The following is a 22,415-nucleotide window of genomic DNA, read 5'->3' as shown; positions in this document are numbered from 1 at the left end:
TTTATCCTTTCAGGAGCTGTGTTAAGGGAATGGGTTTACCCAAATAGAACCCTTGACCATAGGTAATGCCGTACTCTTCCAGAATAGGCGACAACGCTGCCTGATCGACAAACTCGGCGATGGTCTGTTTGCCGAACCCCTTGGCAATGTCAGCAATCGCCTTGACGATGGTGTGGCTGTCGGGATTGATCAACAGGCTACGGATGAAGGAGCCATCGATCTTGATGTAATCCACCGGCAGTTGGCCAAGATAATGGAAACTGCTGAAGCCGATGCCAAAATCGTCCAGTGCGGTGCGGCAGCCCAGATCTCTGAACGTTTGCAGGACGTTACGGGCGGTGGAAAAGTCGGTGATCGCTGCCGTTTCCGTGACTTCGAGAATCAGGTGATGCGGGTCGGCACCGCTGCTGCGCAGCTCGTCGGTGAGGTACTGCTTCAACCCCAGGTCGTGAAGCGACTGGCCCGACAGGTTCACGGCCAGTGAAACGCCGCGCTCCTGCAGCTTGCCCAGCGCCTGTAGGCTGTGCTTGATGACCCAGCGATCCAAAGCGACGACCAGGCCGCTCTGCTCGGCAACCGGTATGAAGTGCTGAGGCGCTATCAGGCTGCCATCGGGTTGACGCATGCGGATCAGCACTTCGTAATGTTTGATGTCGTGATCCTTGAGACGCACGATGGGCTGAGCCATTAGTTCGAACTGCTCGTGCTCCAGCGCGTTGTGCAGCTGTTCCACCCAATACACGCGATCCTGTAGCTCATCCTTGGCATTTTCGGCTTGGGACAGCAGATACCAGTCCTGGTGGCTGCTCTCCTTGGCCTTGTACATGGCCATGTCGGCACTGGCCAGCAGGTCGGCGGAGGTTTGCCCGTGGGCCGGGAACAGCGCGATGCCCATGCTGGCGGAAATATGATGCTTCCGGCCGGCAGCCTGAAAGCCAATGCGGCTCAGCAACTGGTTGATATAGTCGGCAACGCTGATGGCCTGCTCGCTGTTCACTCCCTCCAGTAACAGGGCGAATTCATCGCCGCCCAGCCTGGCAATCGTGCCTCGCTGCCCGAGATTGAGGAACAGAGTGTCGGCGACTTCGCGCAATAGCTGGTCGCCTACGGGGTGCCCGCTCAGCTCGTTGACTTCCTTGAACTGGTTGAGGTCGAGCAGCACGATGGCGCCTTCGCTCTGGCACAGCAGGGCGTGCTGAACCGCATCCTGGAAGTAGCGGCGGTTGTACAGCTCGGTGAGTGGGTCGTGCTCGGCCAACCAGGTCAAACGCTCCTCGGCGGCTTTGCGCTCGGTGATGTCCAGACCTACCGAGATACGCGCCACCTGCTTCTGGTGGCTACTGGTGAGCGGCGCATGGTACCAGGCCACGGTGGCGTAGCGCTTGTCCTGGGTATGCAGCGTTTTCTCTTCCTGCTGATGGCTGGTCAACTGTCCCGTGGGCGCTTCCCGATGAGTGTGATCCCCTTGTGGCGTGTGCGCCGTGCTGTCGAAGATGTCATAAAAATGGCGGCCTTCCAGATCCCGGTCACACAGCCCTAAACGGCTGCGGGTATACTCATTGACCCGCTGAATGCGCCCGGCAGCCGTTTGCACGACGATGAACACCTGGGCCGTATCCAGCAGACTATTGACGAAATCGCGCTCGCTGGCCAGCTCCTCGATACGCTCGGCCAGCTGGTCGCTGTGATCATGTACCGACGACTCCAGGCGCTCCAGCTGATCGGTCAAGGTGCGTGTGGCACTTTCCAGAATGTCGATCTCGTTGGAACGCCTGGGCGTGGTCTGGGGCAAATGAGCGCGCACACGCTGAAACTGCCCGTCCGACAGCGCCGGTAACAGGGCTGCCACCCGGCGCAGCCGCGCCATGGGGCCGAGCAGAATCGCCAACAGCAGCAGCTCCGCCGCCAGCCAGCCCGCAACGCCCAGTGCCAATAGCGTGTTGGTGGCCCGTTGGATGGCAGCGGTTTGCGTCGTGATGTCGGACACCAGCAGAAAATAGCTGGTGCTACGCCAATCGGCGTCGTCTTCCATGTAAACCGCGCTCAGCTCCAAGTGTCGCCCGGCATACTCCATACTGAAGGGTGTGTCTGCCAACTGATAGATAGGCGTGGCCAGTGAGGCCTGCTCCAACAGTGACAAGGTCGGCTCCCGGTTGGTGATGGCGACCAAGTGGCCGTTCCAGCCTGGCAGGTATCGCGATGGATCGTTGGCGTCGCTTTCGACCTGCCCCGTGACCATCAGCGCGACTTCGCTACCCGAGACCTCCTTGGCTTCACGGGTCACGTCGGCGAGTGAGCGAGACAGCATGACCATGCCAATGCTGTCACCCTCCACCAGAATGGGGACCGCTGCATATTGCTGGCAGCTGGTAGTACAGCGCAGCGTTTTGATGGGCACTTCCCGCGTCAGCAGATCGTCCACCCAGCCGCGAATGGGCAGCTCCATATCGGGAGCGCCCATCCCGGACTGCCCGTGCTGCTGCCCCTGACGATCGAAGACGAACACGCCATCTACCCCGGCTTCCAACTGCAGCGAAGGCCACTGGGCTGCCAGCACCGTGCGTAGGCCTTCATCATCGTTCTGAGCCAAGGCATTGCCCAGGTCGGGGGCGTTTGCTGTCAAGCCTGCCAACTGGCGCAGGTTATCGGCAGAGCGCTGCATGGCCAGGCGGATTTCTCGCTGTTGACGCTCGTGGTGCCCCTGGCGGCTCTGTTCGAGCTGCTGGGTCAGATGGTGATGGCCCAGCCAGACAAACAGCGCCACCAGCACCAGTAGCAGCAAGCTGCTGGGCGCAATGACGCGCCAGGCAAGGCTCGAACGACGCTTGACGGAGTGGCTGGACTGGTGCATCGAGACAGATCCCGGTGGCAGGGTTTAGAAGCGCAGTGAAAGTTGAAACAGCAGCATGTTCCAATGCTTGCGAGTCAGGCTGGCATCGGGGTTGTCCTGTCGAGGGAGCCAGCCGGTGCCATCCACATAGTGATACTCCCCGGACAGCATGAGCTGGGAGGTAGGCGTCCACTGCACGCCGAGGGTCATGTCATCGGCAAACTGCGAGTGCGCAGGCCCAAACCTGGCCCGTTCATAGGCATGCCCCGAGCGGTCGTCGGTATTATTGACCAGCCGGTCGAAGCGAATCAGGCCGCTCCAGTCGGGAGAGAAGCGCCGCTGATACTGTACGTACCAGCTTTCACCCGTGATATCGAAGGTGCGTGGCAGGTGATCACCGCTTAGGGACTGCTGGCGCAGTGCGTATTCGGCGGTCAGGCTCCAGTGCTCCTGGTTGTACTGCACAGAGGCTATCCAGGGCTGAAACTCGAAGTCGGCTTCCTGGCCCATCAGCGTCGCTTCCAGATTGACCGAGGCCGCGCTCAGCGCCGCTACCCACTGGCCGCTGTGATCTTCGAACAGCAGTTGCGCAATGGCCGAGGGCGCTGATGCTGAGACCCGCTGAGCAGTACCGCCAAACAGCTGGTCGGACAATGCTGACCCCGTTTGTGGGCGACCCAAACCGCCTCTCAAGCGCCATGTACCCGCAGAGGTATGCTCCTCGGCATACAGGCTAATGCCGTCCGCCGCCAGCCCCAGCGCGCGGGTGCGATCGAAGTAGATGGATTGAGGCAGCAGAATGCTCGGGCGCGTAAAGGCGACATCGCGCGTCTGGTTGTAGAGTCCAAACGGGTTCTTGAAACGGCCTACTTGCACCCCCAACGTGCGCGCGGGGCTGGCCAGCATCTGGTAGTCCACCACGCCATAGTCGAGAGTGGGGGCCGCATCGCTGGTATCGCCTCCTGCGCGGCGGCTGAGCAGTTGGCCTGCCACCAGTACCCGGCGGTGCGGGCGAAACGAGGCGTTCAACCCCAGCTCGGTATACTCCAGGCTGCCCTTGTCGCTACTGTTGCCAAAGAAGTCGTTATGGTCGGTAATGACCAGTGCCTGGCTGAGAAACCCGTGCACCTGAAGGGTATCGGCGGGGTGGTCATGGGCCATGCCTGCCACGGGCAGCCAGGCCAGCAAGCCCGCCAGGGCGCAGCGTTGCGTTAGGCGCTTACTCCATGGAGATGACACGGACGCTTTCATCCAGGTACTCCCGTTCAAGGTAGCCCAGCGCGCCGGGAGTGCGGGCAACTTGCTCGCGCATATCCACCTGGTCGCGTACACGGTGGGGAGCTTGCCCCATGCCAGAAAACACCATCCTGTCCCAGGCCAGCTGCAATTGATGCGGGTAGACGGCCAGCATCTCCTTGGCAAAGCGCGCATGGACAGTATCGCGATTGGGTAACACAAAGACCTGCATGGCCTGGCCGTTGGGCCAGGTGCGCTGGCGCATGGCAAACATGGCACGCAGAGCGTCGCGGGGCAGGGCCGAGTGCTCGATGTCGGGATGGGCCACCAGTACGATGACCGCGAGTGACTCTGCGGGCTCGGCCCTGGCCGTGGCAGGCATGAGCAGCAGCCAGCATAGCGCCAGCAGCCCATAGGCGCGCCAGTGGTTACGCGGCCTCACGCTAAGCCAATGCACCAGGAGTAGGCGCCATGTGTGTAAGAATGAGGGACCCCTCCCTACCATGTAAAAACGATGACCTGACAACGCTTTTTTATATCAGCAAGATAGCACGCTAAAGTGTGGCCGGGTAATCGTGATGAACGCTGGAAAAGCATGCCTATTCAACGATGAGTGCCTGTACACGATCCGGGTAATCCGAAAACAGCCCATCGACGCCCAGCCCCATCAGGCGCTCCATCTCCGAAGGCTCGTTAACGGTGTAAACGTGCACCGGCAGGCCGTTCTGCTGGGCCAGCTCGATAAAGTCAGCATCGATGACATCCTGCCCATCATGGCGTGCGTTGGTGCCGATACCGACCGCGTATTCGGCGATGCGCTGAAAGTCGCTGGCACGCATCTGGCCGGGGGCTGGTGTGGTGTCGTTCCACTCGACCAGGGGAGTGCCTTCGCCCTCGCTGGGGGAGTACCACAACAGTTGCACCAGTGGGATCTCAGGGTTGAGCGCCTGTATTTTCAGCAGGCTTTCCTGAGCAAACGACTGCACCAGAACACGCCCTTCCTCGACCATATCGTAGGCTTCCAGGCGCTCCACCAGTGCGGCTTCCAGGCCCGGGTTCAAGTGGGGTGACTTAGTTTCGATGTAATAGCGGGTGGTATGCCCGAAGTGATCGAACAGTTCCTCCAGCGTCAGCATGGGTAAACCGACAAAGTCTTCCGACGCTTGCTCGGGGTTTGCTTCGTTGAACCAGCTGCCGGTATCCAGCGCCTTCAGTTCGGCCAGCGTGTGCTCATGGATATGCCCTTCACCGTTACTGGTACGTTCCAGGGTGTTGTCATGAAAAATGACCACTTCGCCATCGGCGGTGAGCTGAGCGTCCAGCTCCAGATAGTCCACCCCCCACTCGTGAGCCAGCTCGTAGGCGGGCAGCGTGCTTTCGGGGGCATGGCCACTGGCCCCGCGATGTGCGATGACCTGAAAGTTTTCCAGCGCGTTCAACTGCTGAGCGAGTGGAGACTCGCTGGCGATTCCCACAGAAGCAACGGCCATGAGTGCCGTCAGTGCGGTAGCCGTACCCAAATAGCGCGACATGGCAACTCCATCTATAGGCAACATTTATCAAAACCATAACGTCTCTCTATCGAAAACGCACGCACTCGCTGAGCAGAGGCTTGCCTATCTTAACGCCCGGTGATGCAACACACTCAGCGAAGCCTACGGCAACTGATGTATGCTGATTTGAAAAGCCATTCAAAACGTGAAGGGGGCATCATGGGGTCTAAGCAGGGCTGGGGCAAAAAGGGCCGGGGAGCGCTGGCGCTACGCGTGCTGCTGGCGACGATCGTGGGCGTGGCGCTGGGCAGTGTCGTACAAACCCAACTGAACCTGGCTGAGCTGCAGGCGCTGGGCGTGGCCATTCCGCTGGGTACGCGGCTATCGACCACGGCTCAGGACTTGCTTCACTTTGCGCCTGTATACGCAGGGCTCTTTCTGGTGGGGTTTCTCATCTCCCAGGCCGTGGCGGGCTGGCTGGCTCGGCGGTGGCCTGCCAGCCTTCGCCGCCTGGCTTTTGCGCTGGCGGCCGTGGCTGGGCTATGGCTAACCTTCCGGTTGACCAACACGTTTGCGCCCATGCCCACACTGGTGGCTGCCACTCGTAGTGCCGGTGGGCTGGCCGCCATGCTGGCAACGGCCGCCGTGGCAGGCTGGCTGCTGGCCGTGTTGACATGCTCCGCGTCGAACAGACGGCGTAGCAACGCACCTTTGGCCATCGTGCTGTCTACTTTTATGCTGCCTGTGATTCAGCCCGCTGCCGAAGCCCAAACGGCTTATCAGATCGACACCCTGGCCGATGCGCTGGAGCACCCTTGGTCGCTGGCATTCTTGCCCGATGGCCGCTTTTTAGTGACCGAGCGCCCAGGACGCCTATTGCTGCTGGATGACAGCGGCCAGACGCTGGCCGACTTGGAGGGCGTGCCGGAGGTGTTTGCCTCTGGGCAGTCGGGGTTGTTCGATGTGCTGCTTTCTCCCCGGTTCGAGACCAATCAACAGCTCTACCTCAGCTACGTCTGTGGTACGGCCAGTGCCAACCATACCTGCCTGGCTCGAGCCACCCTGGGCGATGGGCGTTTGGAACAGGTGGAAGAGATTTTTCGGGTTCACCCCGCCAAGCGTGGCGATGCCCACTATGGGGGCCGCCTGGCATGGCTGCCGGATGACACGCTGATCCTCACTCTGGGCGATGGTTTCGATAACCGTGAAGATGCCCAACGGGTGAGCAGCCATATCGGCAGCATCGTGCGCCTGAATGCCGATGGCAGCGTGCCCGACGACAACCCCTTCCTGGCCCGGGCCGATGCACTGCCCGAGCTCTACAGCATTGGCCATCGCAACGTGCAGGGGCTGGTCTACGACGCTCAGCGCCAGCAGCTGATTGCCCACGAGCATGGCCCGCGAGGCGGAGATGAGCTCAACCTCATCCAACCCGGCAACAACTACGGCTGGCCGATTGCCACCGGCGGGCTGGATTACACCTGGGCCAGGGTCTCGCCGTTTACGGAATACCCCGGCATGCAGCCCCCGGTGCTGGAGTGGACGCCTTCTATTGCCCCTTCGGGGATGGCCGTCTATCGGGGCGAGCTGTTCCCCGAGTGGCAGGGCGACCTGCTGGTGGGGGCATTGGTCAATCGTGAAGTGCGTCGGGTACGCTGGCAGGAAGACGGCAGCGCCGAAGACGTAGAGGGGCTGTTTGGTGAGCTGGACGCGCGCATTCGTGACGTGCGAGTAGGCCCCGAGGGCGCGGTCTACCTGCTGACCGACAGCCCCCAGGGCAAACTGGTCAGAGTGACGCCAATCGAGCCACAATAAGTACGAGATAATAAGTACGAGACAATAAGCACGAGAAAGGCAACTCAGCGGCGCTGCGCCGCGCAATGAGGAGATAGCGCATGCTGGCTTACACAATGGTGGGAACCCAGGATCTGGAGCGTGCCCTGCAGTTCTACACGCCGCTGTTCAATGCCATGGGGCTGGAGATCTGCTGGCAGGATGACAGCTGTGTTTCCTTCGGTGACCCGGATGATGTCGAAGTGCCCCAGTTTTTCGTGGGCCTGCCGTTTGATGGTCATCCTGCGACGGTAGGCAATGGCACCATGACCGCCTTCCAGTTCAGCGACATCAAGGAAGTGGATACGCTGCATCAGCTGGCCCTGCAGAGCGGCGGCAGCGACGAAGGCGAACCAGGTTTTCGCCCTCAGTATGGCGACGGCTTCTACGCGGCTTACGTCCGCGACCCCGACGGCAACAAGCTCGCCTTCGTGGTGTATCCACACCGAGTTGGGCTCTGATCAGCCGCTGCGTCGAGAGAGATACTCGATCAGCCACTCTGCCTCGGCGGGGCGGGTCAAGCGCACCATCTGGATATGCCGATAGCGTGGGTCCAGCGCGTCGGCGAAATAGCGCTGTCGATTCGAGCGCCAGTTTTTCAGCATCCAGAGCAGGATGGAATTGCGGCTCATGAAGGTCTGACGAAAACTTTCGCGATTACCGGTACCTGGCCAGATCTCCTGGCGGCTTGCGATACGTTTGATGGCGCGTCTGAGGCTCTGGCCAAACACTCGCCAGAAACCGTAATCCAGCCAAACCACCATATCTACGTCCCGCCATTTGATATCGCGTGTACGGTTGAAATTACCATCCAGTACCCAGCCGCGTGTGGCGCTGTTCAACGCGTCTTCGAGTTTTGCTTCGAACTCATCATCCGGCGTTCCCTGCCAGTGGGGTTGCCAGAAAAGCTGATCCATTTGAATGTGCGGAGCGTCGAGCGCTGCAGCGAGCTTGCGGGCCAAGGTGCTTTTGCCGCTACCGCTGGTGCCGACCACATTGATGTTCATGATGAAAGCCTGCTAATGAATCGGCGCGTTAGCTTAAACAGAGCCTTCAACGCGTGCAAGGTGGCTTCATGCGAGCGTGTTAGCCCTCAACTCCCTGCGCAACCAGCTCGCCAGGGCTTCGCTGCGGCGGGCGTTGGTGTGTTTGGGTAGCCACAGGCAGAGCCTGGCCGAGGTTTCGATATAGCCCCAGGGGGCGACCAGCCGACCGCTTCTCAGGTCGTCTTCCACCAGTAGCCTGGGGGCAATGGCGACCCCGAGCCCTGCCACGGCGGCTTCCATCAGGTAGTAGAGGTGTGCAAACCCTTGGCCCTGCTGCAGGGCTGCTTTCAATGCGGCGGGTTCCAGACCTTGGGCGGCAGCCCACTGCGGCCACGCCTGTGGGCGTGATGCGGTATAGAGCAGCTTGCTGCCAAACAACGATGAGGGGTCTTCCACGTTGCAGGCCTCGGCCAGCCGGGGGCTGGCTACGGCGCAAATTTCCTCGGCTATCAGAGGAATGCGTTCGCCTTCCTCGGGCCAGGGTGGTTCGAAGAAGGCCAGCGTGGCGCTGGTCTCGGGCTTGCCCGGTTGTTCGGCATCGCTCACCACCACTTGCAGCTTCAGTTCGGGCAGCGCCTGGTTCAAGCGGTCCAGGCGGGGGATCAGCCAGCGGGCCAGCAGGCTGCCGGGGCAGGCCAGCGTAAAGGGCGCCTCTTCCACCTCATGCTTGAGCAACGTGCAACTATCCCTGAGTTTGGCGAAGGCCTCCCCGACGCCACTTTGCAACTGCTCACCGTGGTGGGTCAGCACCAGCCCGCGCCCGGCTTTCGTGAACAGCGCCACGCCAAAATGCTCATCCAGACTCTTGAGCTGTCGGCTTACCGCGCCGTGGGTCACGCTCAGCTCGTCAGCGGCCGCAGTGACACTGCCCAGCCGAGCAGTGGCTTCAAAGGCTCGCAAAGCGCTCAGCGGGGGCAGGCTGTGTTGCATGGGGTCTCCTGAAAAAGTTGCGAAAAAATCACAGGTGCTTGCCATCTTATCGATTTTTCTTCCGACCTGCCTGCGCTAACGTCGACACATTGCAAAAACGCCCCGAATCGCAGAGGTCGAGATGAACCAACCGTTAAACCTACCCGATGCCAACGGCATGTTTGGCAGCTTTGGTGGCCGCTTTGTGGCCGAAACCCTGATGCCGCTGATTCTCGAGCTTCAGGATGAGTACACCACGGCCAAAAACGACCCCGAATTCCAGCGCCAGCTCGCCTATTTTCAAGGCGACTACGTGGGGCGCCCCAATCCGCTCTACTTTGCCGAGCGCCTCACCGAGCACTTCGGCGGTGCCAGCATTTACCTCAAGCGTGAAGAGCTGAATCACACCGGCGCGCACAAGATCAACAACTGCATTGGCCAGGTACTGCTGGCCAAGCAGATGGGCAAGAAGCGCATCATCGCGGAAACCGGCGCAGGCATGCACGGCGTGGCCACCGCCACCGTGGCGGCCCGTTTTGGGTTGCCCTGCGTGATCTACATGGGCGCCACCGATATCGAGCGCCAGCAGCCCAACGTGTTCCGCATGAAGCTGCTGGGCGCGGAGATCGTGCCGGTCACTTCCGGTACCGGCACGCTCAAGGATGCCATGAACGAAGCGCTGCGCGACTGGGTCACCAACGTAGACGACACTTTCTACATCATCGGCACCGTGGCAGGCCCGCACCCGTACCCGGCCATGGTGCGCGATTTTCAGGCGGTGATTGGCCATGAAACCCGCGCCCAGATGCTCGAAAAGCAGGGCCGCCTGCCGGATTCACTGATTGCCTGTGTGGGCGGCGGCTCCAACGCCATGGGCTTGTTCTATCCGTTCATCAACGATGACAGCGTGCACATGGTCGGTGTGGAAGCGGGCGGTAAAGGCGTCAAGAGCGGCCTGCACGCTGCCAGCCTCAACGGCGGCACCCCCGGCGTATTGCACGGTAACCGTACCTACCTGCTGCAAAACGAAGATGGCCAGATTACCGACGCCCACTCCATTTCCGCAGGGCTCGACTACCCCGGCATTGGCCCCGAACACGCCTGGCTGCACGAGCAGGGGCGGGTCGAGTACGTCTCTGCCACTGATGACGAAGCGCTGGAAGCGTTCCAGATCTGCTGCCGCCAGGAGGGCATCATCCCCGCCCTGGAAACCGCCCACGCCCTGGCAGAAGTTGCCAAACGTGCGCCAACACTGCCCCGCGAGCACCTGATGGTGGTCAACCTCAGCGGACGTGGTGACAAGGACATGAACAGCGTGGCCCAGCATCTGGGCGACCGCTTCGGCATGAAACACTCATGAGCGCGATACAGGAGACTCCCATGCAACCTACCTTGCAACGTACTTCTCGGCTCGACAGCTGCTTTGCCGCGCTCAAACAGCAAAACCGCCCAGCGCTGGTCAGCTACCTCACTGCGGGCGACCCGGACCCCGAGACCTCCCGCCGCCTGCTGCACGGGCTGCCGGATGCCGGTGTGGATATCATCGAACTCGGCATGCCGTTCAGTGACCCCATGGCCGATGGCCCCGCCATTCAAAAGGCTGCCCTGCGCGCCCTGGAAAAAGGCCAGACCCAGGCCAAAACGCTGGCAATGGTGCGCCAGTTCCGGGAGCAGAACAGCACCACGCCCATCGTGCTGATGGGCTACTACAACCCGATTTACTGCTACGGCGTCGAGCGTTTTCTCAGTGACGCAGCCCAGGCAGGGGTAGACGGACTGATCGTGGTGGACCTGCCCCCCGAGCACGACGAAGAGCTGTGCCAGCCCGCCGCCCAGCACGGCATCGATTTCATTCGTCTGGCCACGCCCACCACCGATGCCAAGCGGCTACCCAAGGTGCTGGCCAACGCTTCCGGGTTCATCTACTACGTTTCCGTGGCGGGCGTGACCGGCGGCAGTGCCCCCACACCCGAGCGGCTGGAAGGCGCCGTGAACCAGCTGCGCGAACACACGCCGCTACCCATTGCCGTGGGCTTCGGCATTCGCACCGCCGAACAGGCCGCCACCATTGGCCGCTTCAGCGACGCCGTGGTAGTAGGCTCTGCCTTGGTAGATTGCATCGAACACGCCAGCAGCGGCGAAGAAGCCATCGCCCAGGTACACGGGCTGGTGAAAGCGCTGTCGGCCAGTGTGAGAGGGTGTCGAGAACCCCAGCAGGAGCGCGCGGGTTTGCCAGCCTGATGGGATGCACCATCACACCACAGAGCGGGCCATGGCCCGCTCTGTTTTTATTCTGAAACCACCACGCCCAGCTTGCCGCTGTTTCCAGAAAACAGGCATCATCCACGTTTGAGGGTGGCGGGATAACGTCACGTGTATTCAAACAGAGGAAAACCATGGGCAAGCTCTTTTCGTTGCTGGTACTGCTGGGACTCGGCTATGCGGGTATCTATTTCTATTACGGCGTGGTGATCGAAGGGGAGGTCGAGCAGCAGCTGGCATCCCGTGGCCTGACCTCGGTCAGCGTGGATAACGTCGAGTACGGCCTGCTGGCGCCGGTCAGCAACAGCGCCAATATCGCCGTCACCGTGGGGTATCGTGGTTCCCAGGCGGCGGTCAACGTGCGCGTGCAAGGCCACCCGCTGTGGTCCGATGAGGTCACGGTACAGCTGGATGGCCTGCAAGCCCTGCGTTTGGGAATTAGTTTCGGTCAATAAGCTTCTGAAAGGACACCCCATGTTTACCGGCCTGAGTGCGTTTCCGCTGACCCCCATGAACGAGCAGGGCATCAACGAGCAGGAGTTCATCCAGCTAGTGGCCCGGCTGGCCCACGCGAAGGTGGATTCCATCGGCGTGCTGGGCTCTACCGGCAGCTACGCCTACTTGAGCGTGGAGGAGCGGGCCCGCGTGGCCAAGCTGAGCGTGGAAAACGCCGCTGAGGTGCCAGTGGTGGTGGGCATTGGCGCGCTGCGCACCCGGGATGTACTGGCCAACGCCGAACATGCCCAGCAGGCCGGGGCAAGCGGCCTGTTGCTGGCGCCGGTGTCTTACCAGAAGCTCACCGATGACGACGTGTACAACCTGTTCAGTACCGTCAGCCGCGCCATCAGCGTGCCGCTGTGCGTGTACGACAACCCCGGCACCACCCACTTCACCTTCAGCGATGAGCTGCACGGGCGCATTGCCGAGTTGCCCCTGGTGCGCTCCATCAAGATTCCGCCAGTGTCTACTGACTTGGAAGATGCCAAAGCCCGCGTGGCGCGGCTACGGGCGCTGATTCCCGAGGACGTGACCATCGGCATCAGCGGCGACCCTGCCGCCGCCACGGGCCTGCTGGCCGGCTGCGAGGTATGGTACTCGGTATTCGGTGGGCTCTATCCGGAACATGCGCTGGCACTGACCCGCGCCGCTCAAGCGGGAGATGCCGAACAGACCCTGGCCCACTCCAACGCGCTGGCAGCGCTATGGACGCTTTACCATGAACATGGCGGCAGCCTGCGGGTGGCCGCGACCATGGCCGAACTCACTGGCCGCGTGAGCGCACCCTGCCTGCCCCAGCCGCTGAATACCCTGCAAGGGCAGGCACGCCAGCAGGTGAAGGCGGTGATCGAGGCGCTGGGGCTACGCTAAACCATACGGCTCACGTAGCGTAGCGTTGACCTACAGCCCCTGTGCGCCGCGGCGCAACCAGTCGTGGACGAACACCAGCTTGCGTAGCGTGACCTCGGAAAGCACAAACGGGTAAAGATCCGACAGCCCCATGGAACGGTTCACATGGTTTACGCCTGCCACCAAGGATGCCGCAATATGAATCAGCCGCTCAGAATCAGGTTCGGCGTAGGCATCCCAGTTGTGGTCGTCCGGTAGAACGGGCGAGGACATGCCCGACGACACAAAGCTGTCGGTGATATCCGTCAAGTGCAGCAGGTGCGAAGTCGTTTCCGCCCAATCCTCATGGGGGTGGGAAGAGGCGTAGGTGGAGAGAAAACGCGTTTGCCAATCCGCAGGTGGGCCATTCTGGTAGTGGCGCTGCAAGGCTGCCGGGTAATCCTCACGCTCATCGCCAAACGCCTCGCGGAATGCTTCTAAAAAATCTTCCCGCAGGCTAAGCCGCCACCACAGCATATGGGCTATTTCATGGCGCATATGGCCAATCATGGTGCGGTAGGGCTCATCCAGCGCCTCTTTGCGGGTGGTGCGCAGCACGGCATCCGCTTCGGCTACGCTAATCGTCACTACGCCGCCCACGTGCCCCATGGGCACTGGGGTATCGCCTTCGGCCAGCAGATGAAACACCGGAGGTGCGCCGGGGTCTTCCGGGCGAAACCAGTGCCAGCGGCCCAGGTTATCGATCACCCAGCGTTTGGCCGCCTCGGTTTGTGCCCAGTGGGGGATCGCATCGGTAATGGAAGGGTCGGGAGCCAGCGCCGTCATGGCGCAGGCGCGGCAGAACTCTCCCTGCCTGGGGGCTATCCAGTTGCAGCCAATGACGTCGCGGTTGGCACAGAAGGGCGTCAAGGAAATAAACGCCCGCGCCTGGGGGTCGTAGGCCACCGGCACGCCATCCGCCGTGAGCAGATTATCAAACCAGAGTGAACCGGCTCCGACCGGGTTGGCAAAAACACGCATAGGTCGGCTATCTCAAGAGAAACGAGGCTTCAGTCTAGGTGCGTCGCCCTGAGTACGCCAACGGGGATATCGGCGGTGCTATTTTCCATCAACGTCATATTGTCCGGCAGGCGTGCCGAGAATTGCCGCCGCCCCTGGAGCGCTCATGCCTACTCCGCGTTCTCCATTCTCCGCTTTGCCAGGCTGAGCGCGCCTGGCATTCGCCAAAGGTTCGCAGGCTCAGTATCATAAGCGGACGACACCAACTCAAAGAAGCCACTGCTCATGTCTTGCCCACCGTGCCCCCGCTGCCAATCCGAATTCGTCTACCAGGACCAACGCCTGTTCATCTGCCCCGAATGCGCCCACGAATGGAACCCTGAAGAAGCCGCCGCCGAAGAGGCCGTGAACGTGGCCGATGCCCACGGCACGCCGCTGGCGGAAGGCGACAAGGTCACGCTGATCAAGGACCTCAAGGTGAAAGGTAGCTCTCTGGTGCTCAAGATCGGCACCAAGGCCGTCATCAAGCGGCTAAAAGAGGGCAAAGACCACCAGCTGGACTGCAAGGTAGACGGCGCAGGCGACATGATGGTGACCGCGCAGTTTGTGAAGAAGGCTTGATGAAGCATTATGTGCTCTAAGCTGTACAGGTTGGCGTGCGGCCGCTAAACTTGTACCGTGAATGGTACAAGTGAGGTGTGTATGAAAATCGTGTCTTTTACAGAAGCGAGGAATGGCTTGAAAGCCGTGCTGGATGGCGTTGTGAATGATGCAGACACCACCGTGATCACGCGCAGGGATGCTGAAGATGCCGTTGTGATGTCACTGGATTATTACAATAGCCTCATGGAAACAGTGCACCTGCTTCGTTCACCTGGTAATGCTGAGCATCTTCACCGCTCAATAGCGCAATACCGTGCTGGCCAGACAAGCGCACGAGCGTTAATGGATGAGTAGCCAACGGCTATTGTGCTGGACAGATGAGGCCTGGAACGACTACGTCTATTGGCAAGGTCAGGATAAGAAAACCCTCAAGCGCATCAACAAGCTGATCAACGATGTAAAGCGCTCTCCCTTTGAGGGAATCGGTAAGCCAGAGCCCTTAAAAGAAAATCTGGCGGGCTTCTGGTCTCGACGCATCGATGACACCAATCGGCTTGTTTACGCCGTCGATCAACATGCCATCACGGTCATTTCATGCCGCTATCACTATTAGCCTGAAACTGACCTTGCCTCCGGGAGTCAGTCCGCCTTGCGGGAGGTGGCTTTAGCCCGCGACCATGCTAGCCGCCAGGCCGCCTTTAGCACCATGGCGCTTGCCCAACTGCCCATCGTAACCCCCTGAATTCTTCAGTCCACCTCACGATGCATTCAACTGAGGCTCATTCACCACCACCGCGTCACGCAACGTTTCAGCAAAGCTTGCCAGGGCGGGTGTCCAGGTTTCTGATTTGGGGGCGACAAAATAGGTATCGATATTGGCGATGGAGGTGGACAGTTCCAGCGTGTGAATCTCGAATCGGTGCTGGTGGGCTTCAACCGTGCCACGGGGGAGCACTGTGTAACCCATCCCGGCAGCAACGCAGCCCAGCATTGCATCCAGCGAACCGAGCTCGAAGATCCTGCCCGCATTAACACCCTGGGCGGCCAGCAAAAGCTCAATACGCTGGCGGTAGCTGCACCCCTGGCGAAACGCCAGGAAAGCAGACGTAAGCAGCGCTTGTGAAGAGGGCATCTGCGTCATCGGCGTAGAGCCGACTAAGACAAGCTGTTCGCTAAACGCTTTGAGCGAGTGGTAGTGGCCATGCTCGAGCCTCCCGGCCACGAAGATACAGTCCACCTGCCCATTAAGCAACAGCTCGACCAGCTCAGCCGTCGGCCCGGTTTTGATCTGGATATCAACGTCAGGCTGCGCTGCGTGATAAGCCGCCAGTATCGGCGGAAGGCGTAGCGCCGTCGTGGTCTCCATGGCACCTATGCGCAGCCGCCCACATGCCTTCACCTGGCCTTTAAACAGCGACACGGCTTCATCGTGGGCCGTTATCATGCGCTCAGCGTACTCCACCAGTGCCCACCCGGCACTGGTAGGACGAACTCGCCCCGCACGGTGAATCAGCTTTACGCTAAGCTCCTCCTCAAGCTTCTTAATGTGGGTAGTCACATTGGATTGAACCGTGTGTAGCCGTTTGGCCGCCGCCCCAAAGCTGCCGGTTTCGGCCACGGCCACCAGTAGCCGTAGCGATTTAAGTTGCACGTGCCATCTCCCAGTCAGGTTATCTATAAAAAAGATAGTATCGATCAAAACTAATCGTTTCCAGGAATGGCTACGCACGCGTAGCCTAAGAGGGTAACTACCTGCTGCTGACCTACCTGAGGTGGCTCCAAAGGGAACTGGCTTGATGAAGCGAACACTCACTACCGACGATCTGCCCGCGTTAATGACCGGCATCATGGCGACCCTGGCGGGGATAGGTATTGCTCGCTTTGCCTATACGCCGCTATTGCCTGCGATCATTCAGCAAGGGTGGTTTACCGCAAGCCAGGGCGCTTACCTGGGGGCGGCCAACCTGTTGGGGTATTTTATCGGCGCGCTTGCCGCCCACTCGCTGAGCGAGCGTTTTGCGCCGCGCTGGGTGTTGGCGGCAAGCTTTGCGGGTATCGGGCTCAGCTTCCTGCTTTGCGCCGGGGCGGGTGGTTTTCACTGGTTCTTCTTCTGGCGGCTGGTCTCGGGGGTGGGCGGGGGGATCTTGATGGTCGTGGGCCCCTCGCTGGCGCTGGCGGCCACGCCCCCGGAAAGGCGAACCCGTGTCGGTGCCCTGGTGTTTACCGGTATCGGGTTTGGGGCGCTGCTTTCCGCCCTCGTGGTGCCGTCACTGCTCGGGGTAAGCCTCTCGCTCACCTGGGGTGCGCTGGGGCTGCTCTGTTTGGTGGCAGGCCTGTCGTGCGACCGCGGCGTCACGCGCTTGCCCCCACGCCCTGTGGCAAGCCCAGTGGGTAATAGCCCTGTTGGGTATGCGAGGGTAAAGTGGGTGGTGGTGCTGGTCATCGGCGCTTACGCGCTGGATGCGGTGGGGTTCGTGCCCCACACCGTGTTCTGGGTGGACTACCTCGCCAGGGAGCATGCCCTGGGCCATCAAGCCGCTTCCCTGCAATGGGGAATCTTCGGGCTGGGTGCCCTGTGCGGGCCGTTCATGGTGGGAGCGCTGGCCCAGCGCGTGGGGTGGCAAGGGGGCTTGATGATCGCCTTTACGGCCAAGGCCGCTGCCGTCATGCTCCCGGTGTTCTCGCTTGCCCTGCTCAGCCAGTCGGTTTCTTCGTTCATGGTGGGGGCGATGATTCCCGGCATCGTGGCCCTTACCTCTGGCCGCCTGGCCGAGCTGGTCGGGCCCACCGCCCACAAGCAGCTCTGGGGGCGAGCCACGGCCGCTTTCGCCGCCGCCCAGGCAGGGGCAGGCTATGCCATGTCGGCGCTGTTTGGCATGTGGGGCAGCTACACGCCGCTCTTCATCATCAGCGGCATGGCGCTTGCCCTTGGCTTGTTGCTGGTACTGCTTAGCCGAGGCGTTCAGCAGCGCCGCATACATCCTTCTGCCCAATAACCTAACAAGCACTATTCAGACAAAGGGAGGCAACCATGGAGCTCTACCTGAACGCAACATCCCCCTATGCGCGGCTGGTGCGCATCGTGTTACTGGAAAAAGGCCTGATGGACGCCGTGACGCTCAAGTGGTGCGACCCCTGGGCCGACGATGCCGACCTTCTGAAGGCCAACCCCGCCGGGCGCATCCCCGCACTGGTGACGGAGGAGGGCACCACGCTCAGCGAATCCATGTTGATTGCCATGTACCTGGACAGCCTGGACAACGTAAAGCCCACCCCGCCCATGCTGCCCACCCCGTTGAGTGACGTGCTGCACCTGGCAGGCCTGGGCCAAAACCTCATGGATGCCGCATTCACCACCGTGATTGCCCGCAAGCACTATGGCCCCGAGATCGACCAAAGCGAGCTGGGCCAACGCCGGGCAAGGGCCATGCAGCGGCTGTTGGAGCAACTGAACAGCGAGCTGAGCGGCAACCCCACGGCCGCATCGATCCACCTGGGCGACATCGCCATCGCCGTCGCGCTGGAATACCTCGCCTTCCGGCTGCCAGAGATACGCTGGAAAGAAGCGCATCCCCAGCTTGCCGCGTGGCATGCGGCTGTAACAGCGCGAACAAGCTTCCAGCAAACCGCCTTCACCTAGCCCCCCGTGGGAGGCCGCTTCAGCCCGCGACCATTCCAGCACCCAGCCAGCCAAGGGAAATTTTTCGTTGCGGCTCCGCCAAAAGCTGATTCAACTAGAACCAATGGTTTTAACCCCCAACCCCACTAACCCTAACAACCTCACTCACCACCGCCTCGTTCAACACCCCGCGTTTGGTTTCCACCACCGTGAGCCATTCGCGGGCGCGGGTGATGCCGGTGTAGACCAGCTCGCGGGTCAGGATGGGGTTTAGCGTGGGCGGTAGCAGTAGGGCGGTGTGCAAAAACTCCGAGCCCTGGGATTTGTGCACCGTCATCGCAAACACGGTTTCCACCGCGTGGAGGCGGGAAGGCAGCACCCAGCGGATGGGCTTTTCGGGGTCGCTGGCGGCACTTGATGAAGGAAAGGCCACTCTCAATAACTTCTGCTGCGGGTTGCGCGGGTCGGGCACGGCCAGGGTGATGCCGATATCGCCGTTCATCAGTTTCAGGCCGTAGTCGTTTTGGGTCACCAGTACCGGGCGGCCCTCAAACCAGCCTTTCTCCAAGGTGTAGTCACTGCCGAACAGCAGCTTTTCGCCGCGCAGCGTGCTGGCGATGCGCTGGTTCAAGCCTTCTACGCCCCAAGGGCCTTTGCGCAGCGCGCACAGCAGTTGGAAATGGCTGTAGGCGCTGAGTACCTCGCTGGCCCAGGCGTTGTAGGCGGCGGGGCTCTCCTCGAAGGATTCCCCCCGTGGGCGCTGTACTTGCAGCACCTTGAGGTAGTGGCGGTAGCCCGTGGGCGGGGCGATGGGCTGGCCCTGGTGGTCGGTGCGGCCTTCGCCGTTACCCGCAAAGCCGCTGGGGCTGCCGTGAATCACCAGTTTGTCCAGCGCGGCGTCGTCACTCATCACCAAATGGTGAATATCCGGGTAGCCCTGGCGCAGCACGGCGGTGACGGCCTGCTGCTTTTCCCGTTCGCTTTGCGCATGGCCCGGTTGGTTGATGGCCTTGGCGAGCTGGCCGATGCCGCTGCGTTCATTGAAGCGGTGGCTGACCCGCAGCATGGTAATGGCCTGGTCCAGCGGTTGGCCTGCGGGGTCGATGAACTCCGCTGGCAGCGGTTGCCCGGTGGCCTGGGCCAGCCATTCGGCGGTGGCTGGGGTGTAGTGGGCGGCTTCCGCGCGGCGGCACAGGTCGCCGAGTACCGAGCCTGCCTCTACCGAGGCGAGCTGGTCTTTGTCCCCCAGCAGTATGCACTGGGCATGGGCGGCCAGGGCGCTGAGGGTGGCGGCCATCATTTCGATATCCACCATCGAGGCTTCGTCGATCACCAGTACGTCCAGGGCCAGCGGGTTGGCGGCGCTGTGGCGGAAGTGGCGGGTGTCGGGGCGTGCGCCGAGTAGTCTATGCAGAGTGGTCACTTCTGTGGGGATGGTGGCTGATAGTTGTTCTGTGGGTGAATCATCGCGAGCTGAAGCTCCCTCCCACAAAGTCTTCTCCAACACAGTTTCCTCACTCGAAGCTTCTGTCTGCTCGGCTCCTTTCAGCAACATGGTGAGGTCATTGAAGGGAAGTTTGGCGACTTGCCCGGCGATGGATTCGTTCAAGCGGGCGGCGGCTTTGCCGGTGGGGGCGGCCAGGCGGATGCGCAGCGGCTGGCTGGGGTGCTGGGCCAGTTGCAGGGTTTGCAGCAGGGCGAGCAGGCGCACCACGGTGGTGGTTTTGCCAGTGCCGGGGCCGCCGGTAATGATGCCGAAGCGGCTGCGGGCGGCCAGGGCGCAGGCGGTTTTTTGCCAGTCCAGGGCGTTGCTTGGCTTGAACAGAATGTTCAGGGCTTGGGGGAGTAACCCAGGGTGACTGGCGTCACCCATCGCCCAATGAATTGGCCTCCCACTTGTGCTTTCTGAGCCTGTGCCTTCCAGGCGGGCGGCGATGTGTTGGTGGAGGCTTTGTTCGTACTGCCAGTAGCGCCGCAGGTAGAGCCGGGTGCTGGGCGTGGCGCTGGCTGAGTGAGTGGTTACTACCACCAGCGGCGTGTTGCCGGGGCCTTCGCTGGTGAGCAGCGGGTGGTGTAGGGCGGCTTGCCATTCGCTGAGCGTGAGCGTGGCCAGCACGTCGCTGGGTAGTGGCGGCGGGTCGGTGAGGTCGTCGCCTTCGGGCGGTAGCGAAAGGGCGAAATCCGGCGCGTTGAGCGTGGCGTTGAGGTCCAGACACACGTGGCCCCGGCCTAGCTGGTGGCTGGCCAGCGCGGCGGCCAGTAGCAGCAGCGTGGGCGCATCCGGTGCTTCGCTGGCGAGAAAACGCACCAGGGCGCGGTCCAGGTCACGCAGCCAGCCGCGTGCTACCCAGCGTTCGCATAGGGCCAGCAGTTCCGGGGTGCTGCTGAGTGCAGGGTGAGCGCTGGCGGTGGGCGCATCGCCGAACATGTCGAAGGTGTGGGTGTCGTGCTGGCGGCTCATGCCGTGGCCTCCTGCTGGGTGGCGTGGGGCTCGCCTGCAAACAGGCTGTCCAGGGCTTCGATGAGTTCAACCGGGGCGGGTTCGCCCACTACGCCACGCCCAGGGCTGCGGCTGCCGCGCAGGAATACCGTCATCGAACCGCCCAAGTGCTGGTGCGGGTCGTAATCCGGCAGGCGCGCTTTGAGCAGCCGGTGCATGGCGAGCAGGTAGAGCGCAGCCTGCAGGTCGTAGCGTTTGGCGAGCAGCGCGTGGCGCAGGGCCTCGGGTTCGTAGGCGCTGTCGTTGGGGCCCAGGTAGTTCGATTTCCAGTCCAGCACGTAGAAGCGCCCTTGATGCTCGAAGGCCAGGTCGATGAAGCCTTTCAGCATGCCGTTAAGGGTGTCGGCATCCAGCGCGGGGCGTTCGATGCCTGGCAGTAAGTGCTTGCTCACCAGCGCGTCGATGGCCTGGGTGTTCACCCGCTTGGCGGCAAACCAGAACTCCAGCTCTACCTGGTAGCTTTCCAGCTCATTCAGCGCCACGCTTTTCGGGGTGGGCGCGGCCAGCGGTAGCGGCGTGGTGAGCAGGGCGCTTAGCCAGCCCGCCAGCGGCTCTTGCCATGCTTGCCAGCCGCGTAGCTGCACCCGCCGCCACAGCATGTCGTTGAGCGCGTCTCTATCCTTTGCGGCAGCATCGAAACCTTGCTTGCCCGCCCACTCCAGCAGCCCGTGTAGAAAGGTGCCGGGGCCGGGGCCACGGGGGAATTTGTGCAGGTGATACGCTTCCGGTTGGGATCGTTCTTGAGATAGTTCTTGAGATAGTTCTTGAGATAGTTCTTGAGGTTCATCCAGCACTTCGAAGGCGGTGGCTTCCTGGGCGGTGGTGGGCTCCAGCGGTGGCAGCACCGGGGCGGTGAGCGTGCCGGAAAGCCGCAGCGCGGAGTAGCTGGCAATCCACCAGTGCTCTTTGGCCGGGCGCGTGGGCGTGCGGGCGTGGCCCAGGGCGCTGCTTTCCGCCACGGACGTCACGCGATCAGCGGTGGGCTCGGGCGGCGTGCCGAGGTGGATGTCGCTGCCTTCCACCAGGGCATCGAGCGCCTTGGGGAGTGCATCGGGGGAAAGGGTGCTGCCACCGGTCAACAGATAGCCCAGCGCGCTGTTTTCCAAGCCTTTCAGCGGGGCCAGCCCCAGCCAGGTGGCGTGGCGGGCGCGGGTGAGCGCCACGTAGAGTTTGCGCAGGTCTTCCCCCAGCCGTTCGCGGTCGGCGGTGGCGAGTATCGTGTCATCGGCGTCCAGGCTGAGCTGCAGGTTGCCCTCGCTGTCGTGCCAGCGCAGCGGTACGTCGTCGGCTTTCACCGGGCGGTGGTTGGCGATGAAGGGCAGGAACACCAGCGGGTACTCCAACCCTTTGGATTTGTGGATGGTGACCACCTTGACCAGATCCGCGTCGCTCTCCAGGCGCAGCTTGTGGCTGTCGCCGTGGCTTTCCGGGTCGGCAATGGCATCAAACAGAAAGCGAATCAGCGCGTGTTCGCCGTCCAGCTCGGCGCTGGCCTGTTGCAGCAGTTCGCCCAGGTGCAGCAGGTCGGTGAGCAAGCGCTCACCCTCTTCGAACTCTGCCAGCAGGCGGGCGGGAATCTCGAAATCCACCATGATGCGGCGCACCAGCGGCAGCACGCCCTGGCGCTGCCACAGGCGGTGGTAGTGGCTGAACTGCTCGACCCGCGCTTCCCAGGCCAGCTCGTTCTGCTGCAGGTGGTCCAGCTCGGCAAGGCTCAGCCCCAGCACTGGGGTGGCCA

At 61.8% G+C, this 22,415-nt stretch carries 21 protein-coding genes; 11 read left to right on the top strand and 10 right to left on the bottom strand.

Annotated features, from left to right (window positions below; genetic code table 11):
* Position 1: 1 nt before the first annotated feature.
* From B7L72_RS02140 to B7L72_RS02125, 4 genes are all read right to left on the bottom strand, one after another.
* Positions 2–2,851, bottom strand: coding sequence for an EAL domain-containing protein (locus B7L72_RS02140; RefSeq protein WP_081192306.1), 2,850 nt, complete (start codon positions 2,849–2,851; stop codon positions 2–4).
* A 24-nt stretch (positions 2,852–2,875) separates the two neighbouring features.
* Entirely contained in the window at positions 2,876–4,081 is a 1,206-nt protein-coding gene (locus tag B7L72_RS02135) for a hypothetical protein (RefSeq protein ID WP_249273140.1), read from the bottom strand.
* Positions 4,050–4,448 (bottom strand): hypothetical protein, encoded by a 399-nt coding sequence (locus B7L72_RS02130; RefSeq protein ID WP_081135400.1) that lies wholly within the window; start codon positions 4,446–4,448, stop codon positions 4,050–4,052. Before B7L72_RS02130 ends, B7L72_RS02135 begins: the two co-directional genes overlap by 32 nt.
* 217 nt (positions 4,449–4,665) lie before the next feature.
* Positions 4,666–5,598: a glycerophosphodiester phosphodiesterase gene (locus tag B7L72_RS02125; RefSeq protein WP_081135217.1), complete on the bottom strand. Its 933-nt coding sequence runs from the start codon at positions 5,596–5,598 to the stop codon at positions 4,666–4,668.
* A 180-nt stretch (positions 5,599–5,778) separates the two neighbouring features.
* On the opposite strand from B7L72_RS02125, the gene B7L72_RS02120 reads away from it, so the two are divergent.
* Together B7L72_RS02120 and B7L72_RS02115 are read left to right on the top strand one after the other, a co-directional pair.
* On the top strand, positions 5,779–7,374 hold the full coding sequence (locus tag B7L72_RS02120; RefSeq protein WP_081135220.1) for a PQQ-dependent sugar dehydrogenase: 1,596 nt from the start codon (positions 5,779–5,781) through the stop codon (positions 7,372–7,374).
* Positions 7,375–7,454: 80 nt separating this feature from the next.
* Complete coding sequence (locus tag B7L72_RS02115) at positions 7,455–7,853, top strand: VOC family protein (protein WP_081192304.1); 399 nt, start codon at positions 7,455–7,457, stop codon at positions 7,851–7,853.
* On the opposite strand, the gene B7L72_RS02110 is transcribed toward B7L72_RS02115, so the two are convergent.
* Positions 7,854–8,399 (bottom strand): adenylate kinase, encoded by a 546-nt coding sequence (locus tag B7L72_RS02110; protein WP_081192302.1) that lies wholly within the window; start codon positions 8,397–8,399, stop codon positions 7,854–7,856. It abuts the gene before it with no gap.
* 66 nt (positions 8,400–8,465) lie between these two features.
* The gene (locus B7L72_RS02105) at positions 8,466–9,368 is read right to left on the bottom strand and encodes a LysR family transcriptional regulator (RefSeq protein WP_081192300.1); all 903 of its coding nucleotides are present in this window, start codon (positions 9,366–9,368) and stop codon (positions 8,466–8,468) included.
* A 121-nt stretch (positions 9,369–9,489) separates the two neighbouring features.
* Here B7L72_RS02105 and trpB point away from each other — a divergent pair, with 121 nt between their 5' ends.
* The 4 genes from trpB to B7L72_RS02085 all read left to right on the top strand — a co-directional run bounded on the left by trpB (position 9,490) and on the right by B7L72_RS02085 (position 12,977).
* Positions 9,490–10,707, top strand: coding sequence for a tryptophan synthase subunit beta (gene trpB / locus B7L72_RS02100; RefSeq protein ID WP_081192298.1), 1,218 nt, complete (start codon positions 9,490–9,492; stop codon positions 10,705–10,707).
* 32 nt (positions 10,708–10,739) lie between these two features.
* Positions 10,740–11,588, top strand: a complete 849-nt coding sequence (gene trpA, locus B7L72_RS02095; protein ID WP_139788427.1) for a tryptophan synthase subunit alpha — start codon at positions 10,740–10,742, stop codon at positions 11,586–11,588.
* A gap of 155 nt (positions 11,589–11,743) precedes the next feature.
* Positions 11,744–12,064 (top strand): hypothetical protein, encoded by a 321-nt coding sequence (locus tag B7L72_RS02090; RefSeq protein WP_039175902.1) that lies wholly within the window; start codon positions 11,744–11,746, stop codon positions 12,062–12,064.
* Between the two features lie 19 nt (positions 12,065–12,083).
* A complete protein-coding gene (locus tag B7L72_RS02085; RefSeq protein ID WP_081192296.1) occupies positions 12,084–12,977 on the top strand; it encodes a dihydrodipicolinate synthase family protein in 894 nt (297 codons plus the stop codon).
* A 30-nt stretch (positions 12,978–13,007) separates the two neighbouring features.
* Here B7L72_RS02085 and B7L72_RS02080 read toward each other — a convergent pair whose 3' ends face one another.
* Positions 13,008–13,976, bottom strand: coding sequence for a zinc-binding metallopeptidase family protein (locus B7L72_RS02080; RefSeq protein ID WP_081192294.1), 969 nt, complete (start codon positions 13,974–13,976; stop codon positions 13,008–13,010).
* Between the two features lie 264 nt (positions 13,977–14,240).
* Between B7L72_RS02080 and B7L72_RS02075 the strand changes: the two genes are divergently transcribed.
* From B7L72_RS02075 to B7L72_RS02065, 3 genes are all read left to right on the top strand, one after another.
* The gene (locus B7L72_RS02075; protein ID WP_039175928.1) at positions 14,241–14,576 is read left to right on the top strand and encodes a zinc ribbon domain-containing protein YjdM; all 336 of its coding nucleotides are present in this window, start codon (positions 14,241–14,243) and stop codon (positions 14,574–14,576) included.
* An 81-nt stretch (positions 14,577–14,657) separates the two neighbouring features.
* Positions 14,658–14,912 (top strand): type II toxin-antitoxin system Phd/YefM family antitoxin, encoded by a 255-nt coding sequence (locus tag B7L72_RS02070; RefSeq protein ID WP_081135244.1) that lies wholly within the window; start codon positions 14,658–14,660, stop codon positions 14,910–14,912.
* Positions 14,905–15,171, top strand: a complete 267-nt coding sequence (locus tag B7L72_RS02065) for a Txe/YoeB family addiction module toxin (RefSeq protein WP_016916501.1) — start codon at positions 14,905–14,907, stop codon at positions 15,169–15,171. The genes B7L72_RS02070 and B7L72_RS02065 overlap by 8 nt, the downstream gene beginning before the upstream one ends.
* A gap of 144 nt (positions 15,172–15,315) precedes the next feature.
* Here the strand turns inward: B7L72_RS02065 and B7L72_RS02060 are convergent, their stop codons facing one another.
* Positions 15,316–16,209 (bottom strand): LysR family transcriptional regulator, encoded by an 894-nt coding sequence (locus tag B7L72_RS02060; RefSeq protein ID WP_062372658.1) that lies wholly within the window; start codon positions 16,207–16,209, stop codon positions 15,316–15,318.
* 145 nt (positions 16,210–16,354) lie between these two features.
* On the opposite strand from B7L72_RS02060, the gene B7L72_RS02055 reads away from it, so the two are divergent.
* Positions 16,355–17,554, top strand: coding sequence for a YbfB/YjiJ family MFS transporter (locus B7L72_RS02055; RefSeq protein ID WP_081192292.1), 1,200 nt, complete (start codon positions 16,355–16,357; stop codon positions 17,552–17,554).
* Between the two features lie 35 nt (positions 17,555–17,589).
* The gene (locus tag B7L72_RS02050) at positions 17,590–18,198 is read left to right on the top strand and encodes a glutathione S-transferase family protein (protein WP_081192290.1); all 609 of its coding nucleotides are present in this window, start codon (positions 17,590–17,592) and stop codon (positions 18,196–18,198) included.
* Between the two features lie 109 nt (positions 18,199–18,307).
* On the opposite strand, the gene recD is transcribed toward B7L72_RS02050, so the two are convergent.
* The gene (gene recD / locus B7L72_RS02045; RefSeq protein ID WP_081192288.1) at positions 18,308–20,638 is read right to left on the bottom strand and encodes an exodeoxyribonuclease V subunit alpha; all 2,331 of its coding nucleotides are present in this window, start codon (positions 20,636–20,638) and stop codon (positions 18,308–18,310) included.
* Positions 20,635–22,415: 3'-5' exonuclease (locus tag B7L72_RS02040; RefSeq protein WP_176212819.1), on the bottom strand; the 1,781-nt coding region annotated here is incomplete at its 5' end. The genes recD and B7L72_RS02040, both read right to left, overlap by 4 nt.

The sequence above is a fragment of the Halomonas sp. BC1 genome, from assembly GCF_002078135.1.
Lineage (GTDB): Bacteria > Pseudomonadota > Gammaproteobacteria > Pseudomonadales > Halomonadaceae > Vreelandella > Vreelandella stevensii.
This window is presented reverse-complemented; position numbering and strand designations above follow the sequence as displayed.

What these genes read in the sequence shown, in the direction of transcription:
- B7L72_RS02125 (WP_081135217.1), bottom strand. Translation starts at nt 5,598, where the DNA reads ATGTCGCGCTATTTGGGTACGGCTACCGCACTGACGGCACTCATGGCC.
- B7L72_RS02075 (WP_039175928.1), top strand. Translation starts at nt 14,241, where the DNA reads ATGTCTTGCCCACCGTGCCCCCGCTGCCAATCCGAATTCGTCTACCAG.
- trpB (WP_081192298.1), top strand. Translation starts at nt 9,490, where the DNA reads ATGAACCAACCGTTAAACCTACCCGATGCCAACGGCATGTTTGGCAGC.
- recD (WP_081192288.1), bottom strand. Translation starts at nt 20,638, where the DNA reads ATGAGCCGCCAGCACGACACCCACACCTTCGACATGTTCGGCGATGCG.
- B7L72_RS02080 (WP_081192294.1), bottom strand. Translation starts at nt 13,976, where the DNA reads ATGCGTGTTTTTGCCAACCCGGTCGGAGCCGGTTCACTCTGGTTTGAT.
- B7L72_RS02105 (WP_081192300.1), bottom strand. Translation starts at nt 9,368, where the DNA reads ATGCAACACAGCCTGCCCCCGCTGAGCGCTTTGCGAGCCTTTGAAGCC.
- B7L72_RS02140 (WP_081192306.1), bottom strand. Translation starts at nt 2,851, where the DNA reads ATGCACCAGTCCAGCCACTCCGTCAAGCGTCGTTCGAGCCTTGCCTGG.
- B7L72_RS02110 (WP_081192302.1), bottom strand. Translation starts at nt 8,399, where the DNA reads ATGAACATCAATGTGGTCGGCACCAGCGGTAGCGGCAAAAGCACCTTG.
- B7L72_RS02070 (WP_081135244.1), top strand. Translation starts at nt 14,658, where the DNA reads ATGAAAATCGTGTCTTTTACAGAAGCGAGGAATGGCTTGAAAGCCGTG.
- B7L72_RS02065 (WP_016916501.1), top strand. Translation starts at nt 14,905, where the DNA reads ATGAGTAGCCAACGGCTATTGTGCTGGACAGATGAGGCCTGGAACGAC.
- B7L72_RS02055 (WP_081192292.1), top strand. Translation starts at nt 16,355, where the DNA reads ATGAAGCGAACACTCACTACCGACGATCTGCCCGCGTTAATGACCGGC.
- B7L72_RS02135 (WP_249273140.1), bottom strand. Translation starts at nt 4,081, where the DNA reads ATGAAAGCGTCCGTGTCATCTCCATGGAGTAAGCGCCTAACGCAACGC.
- B7L72_RS02115 (WP_081192304.1), top strand. Translation starts at nt 7,455, where the DNA reads ATGCTGGCTTACACAATGGTGGGAACCCAGGATCTGGAGCGTGCCCTG.
- B7L72_RS02050 (WP_081192290.1), top strand. Translation starts at nt 17,590, where the DNA reads ATGGAGCTCTACCTGAACGCAACATCCCCCTATGCGCGGCTGGTGCGC.
- B7L72_RS02130 (WP_081135400.1), bottom strand. Translation starts at nt 4,448, where the DNA reads ATGCCTGCCACGGCCAGGGCCGAGCCCGCAGAGTCACTCGCGGTCATC.
- B7L72_RS02090 (WP_039175902.1), top strand. Translation starts at nt 11,744, where the DNA reads ATGGGCAAGCTCTTTTCGTTGCTGGTACTGCTGGGACTCGGCTATGCG.
- B7L72_RS02085 (WP_081192296.1), top strand. Translation starts at nt 12,084, where the DNA reads ATGTTTACCGGCCTGAGTGCGTTTCCGCTGACCCCCATGAACGAGCAG.
- B7L72_RS02120 (WP_081135220.1), top strand. Translation starts at nt 5,779, where the DNA reads ATGGGGTCTAAGCAGGGCTGGGGCAAAAAGGGCCGGGGAGCGCTGGCG.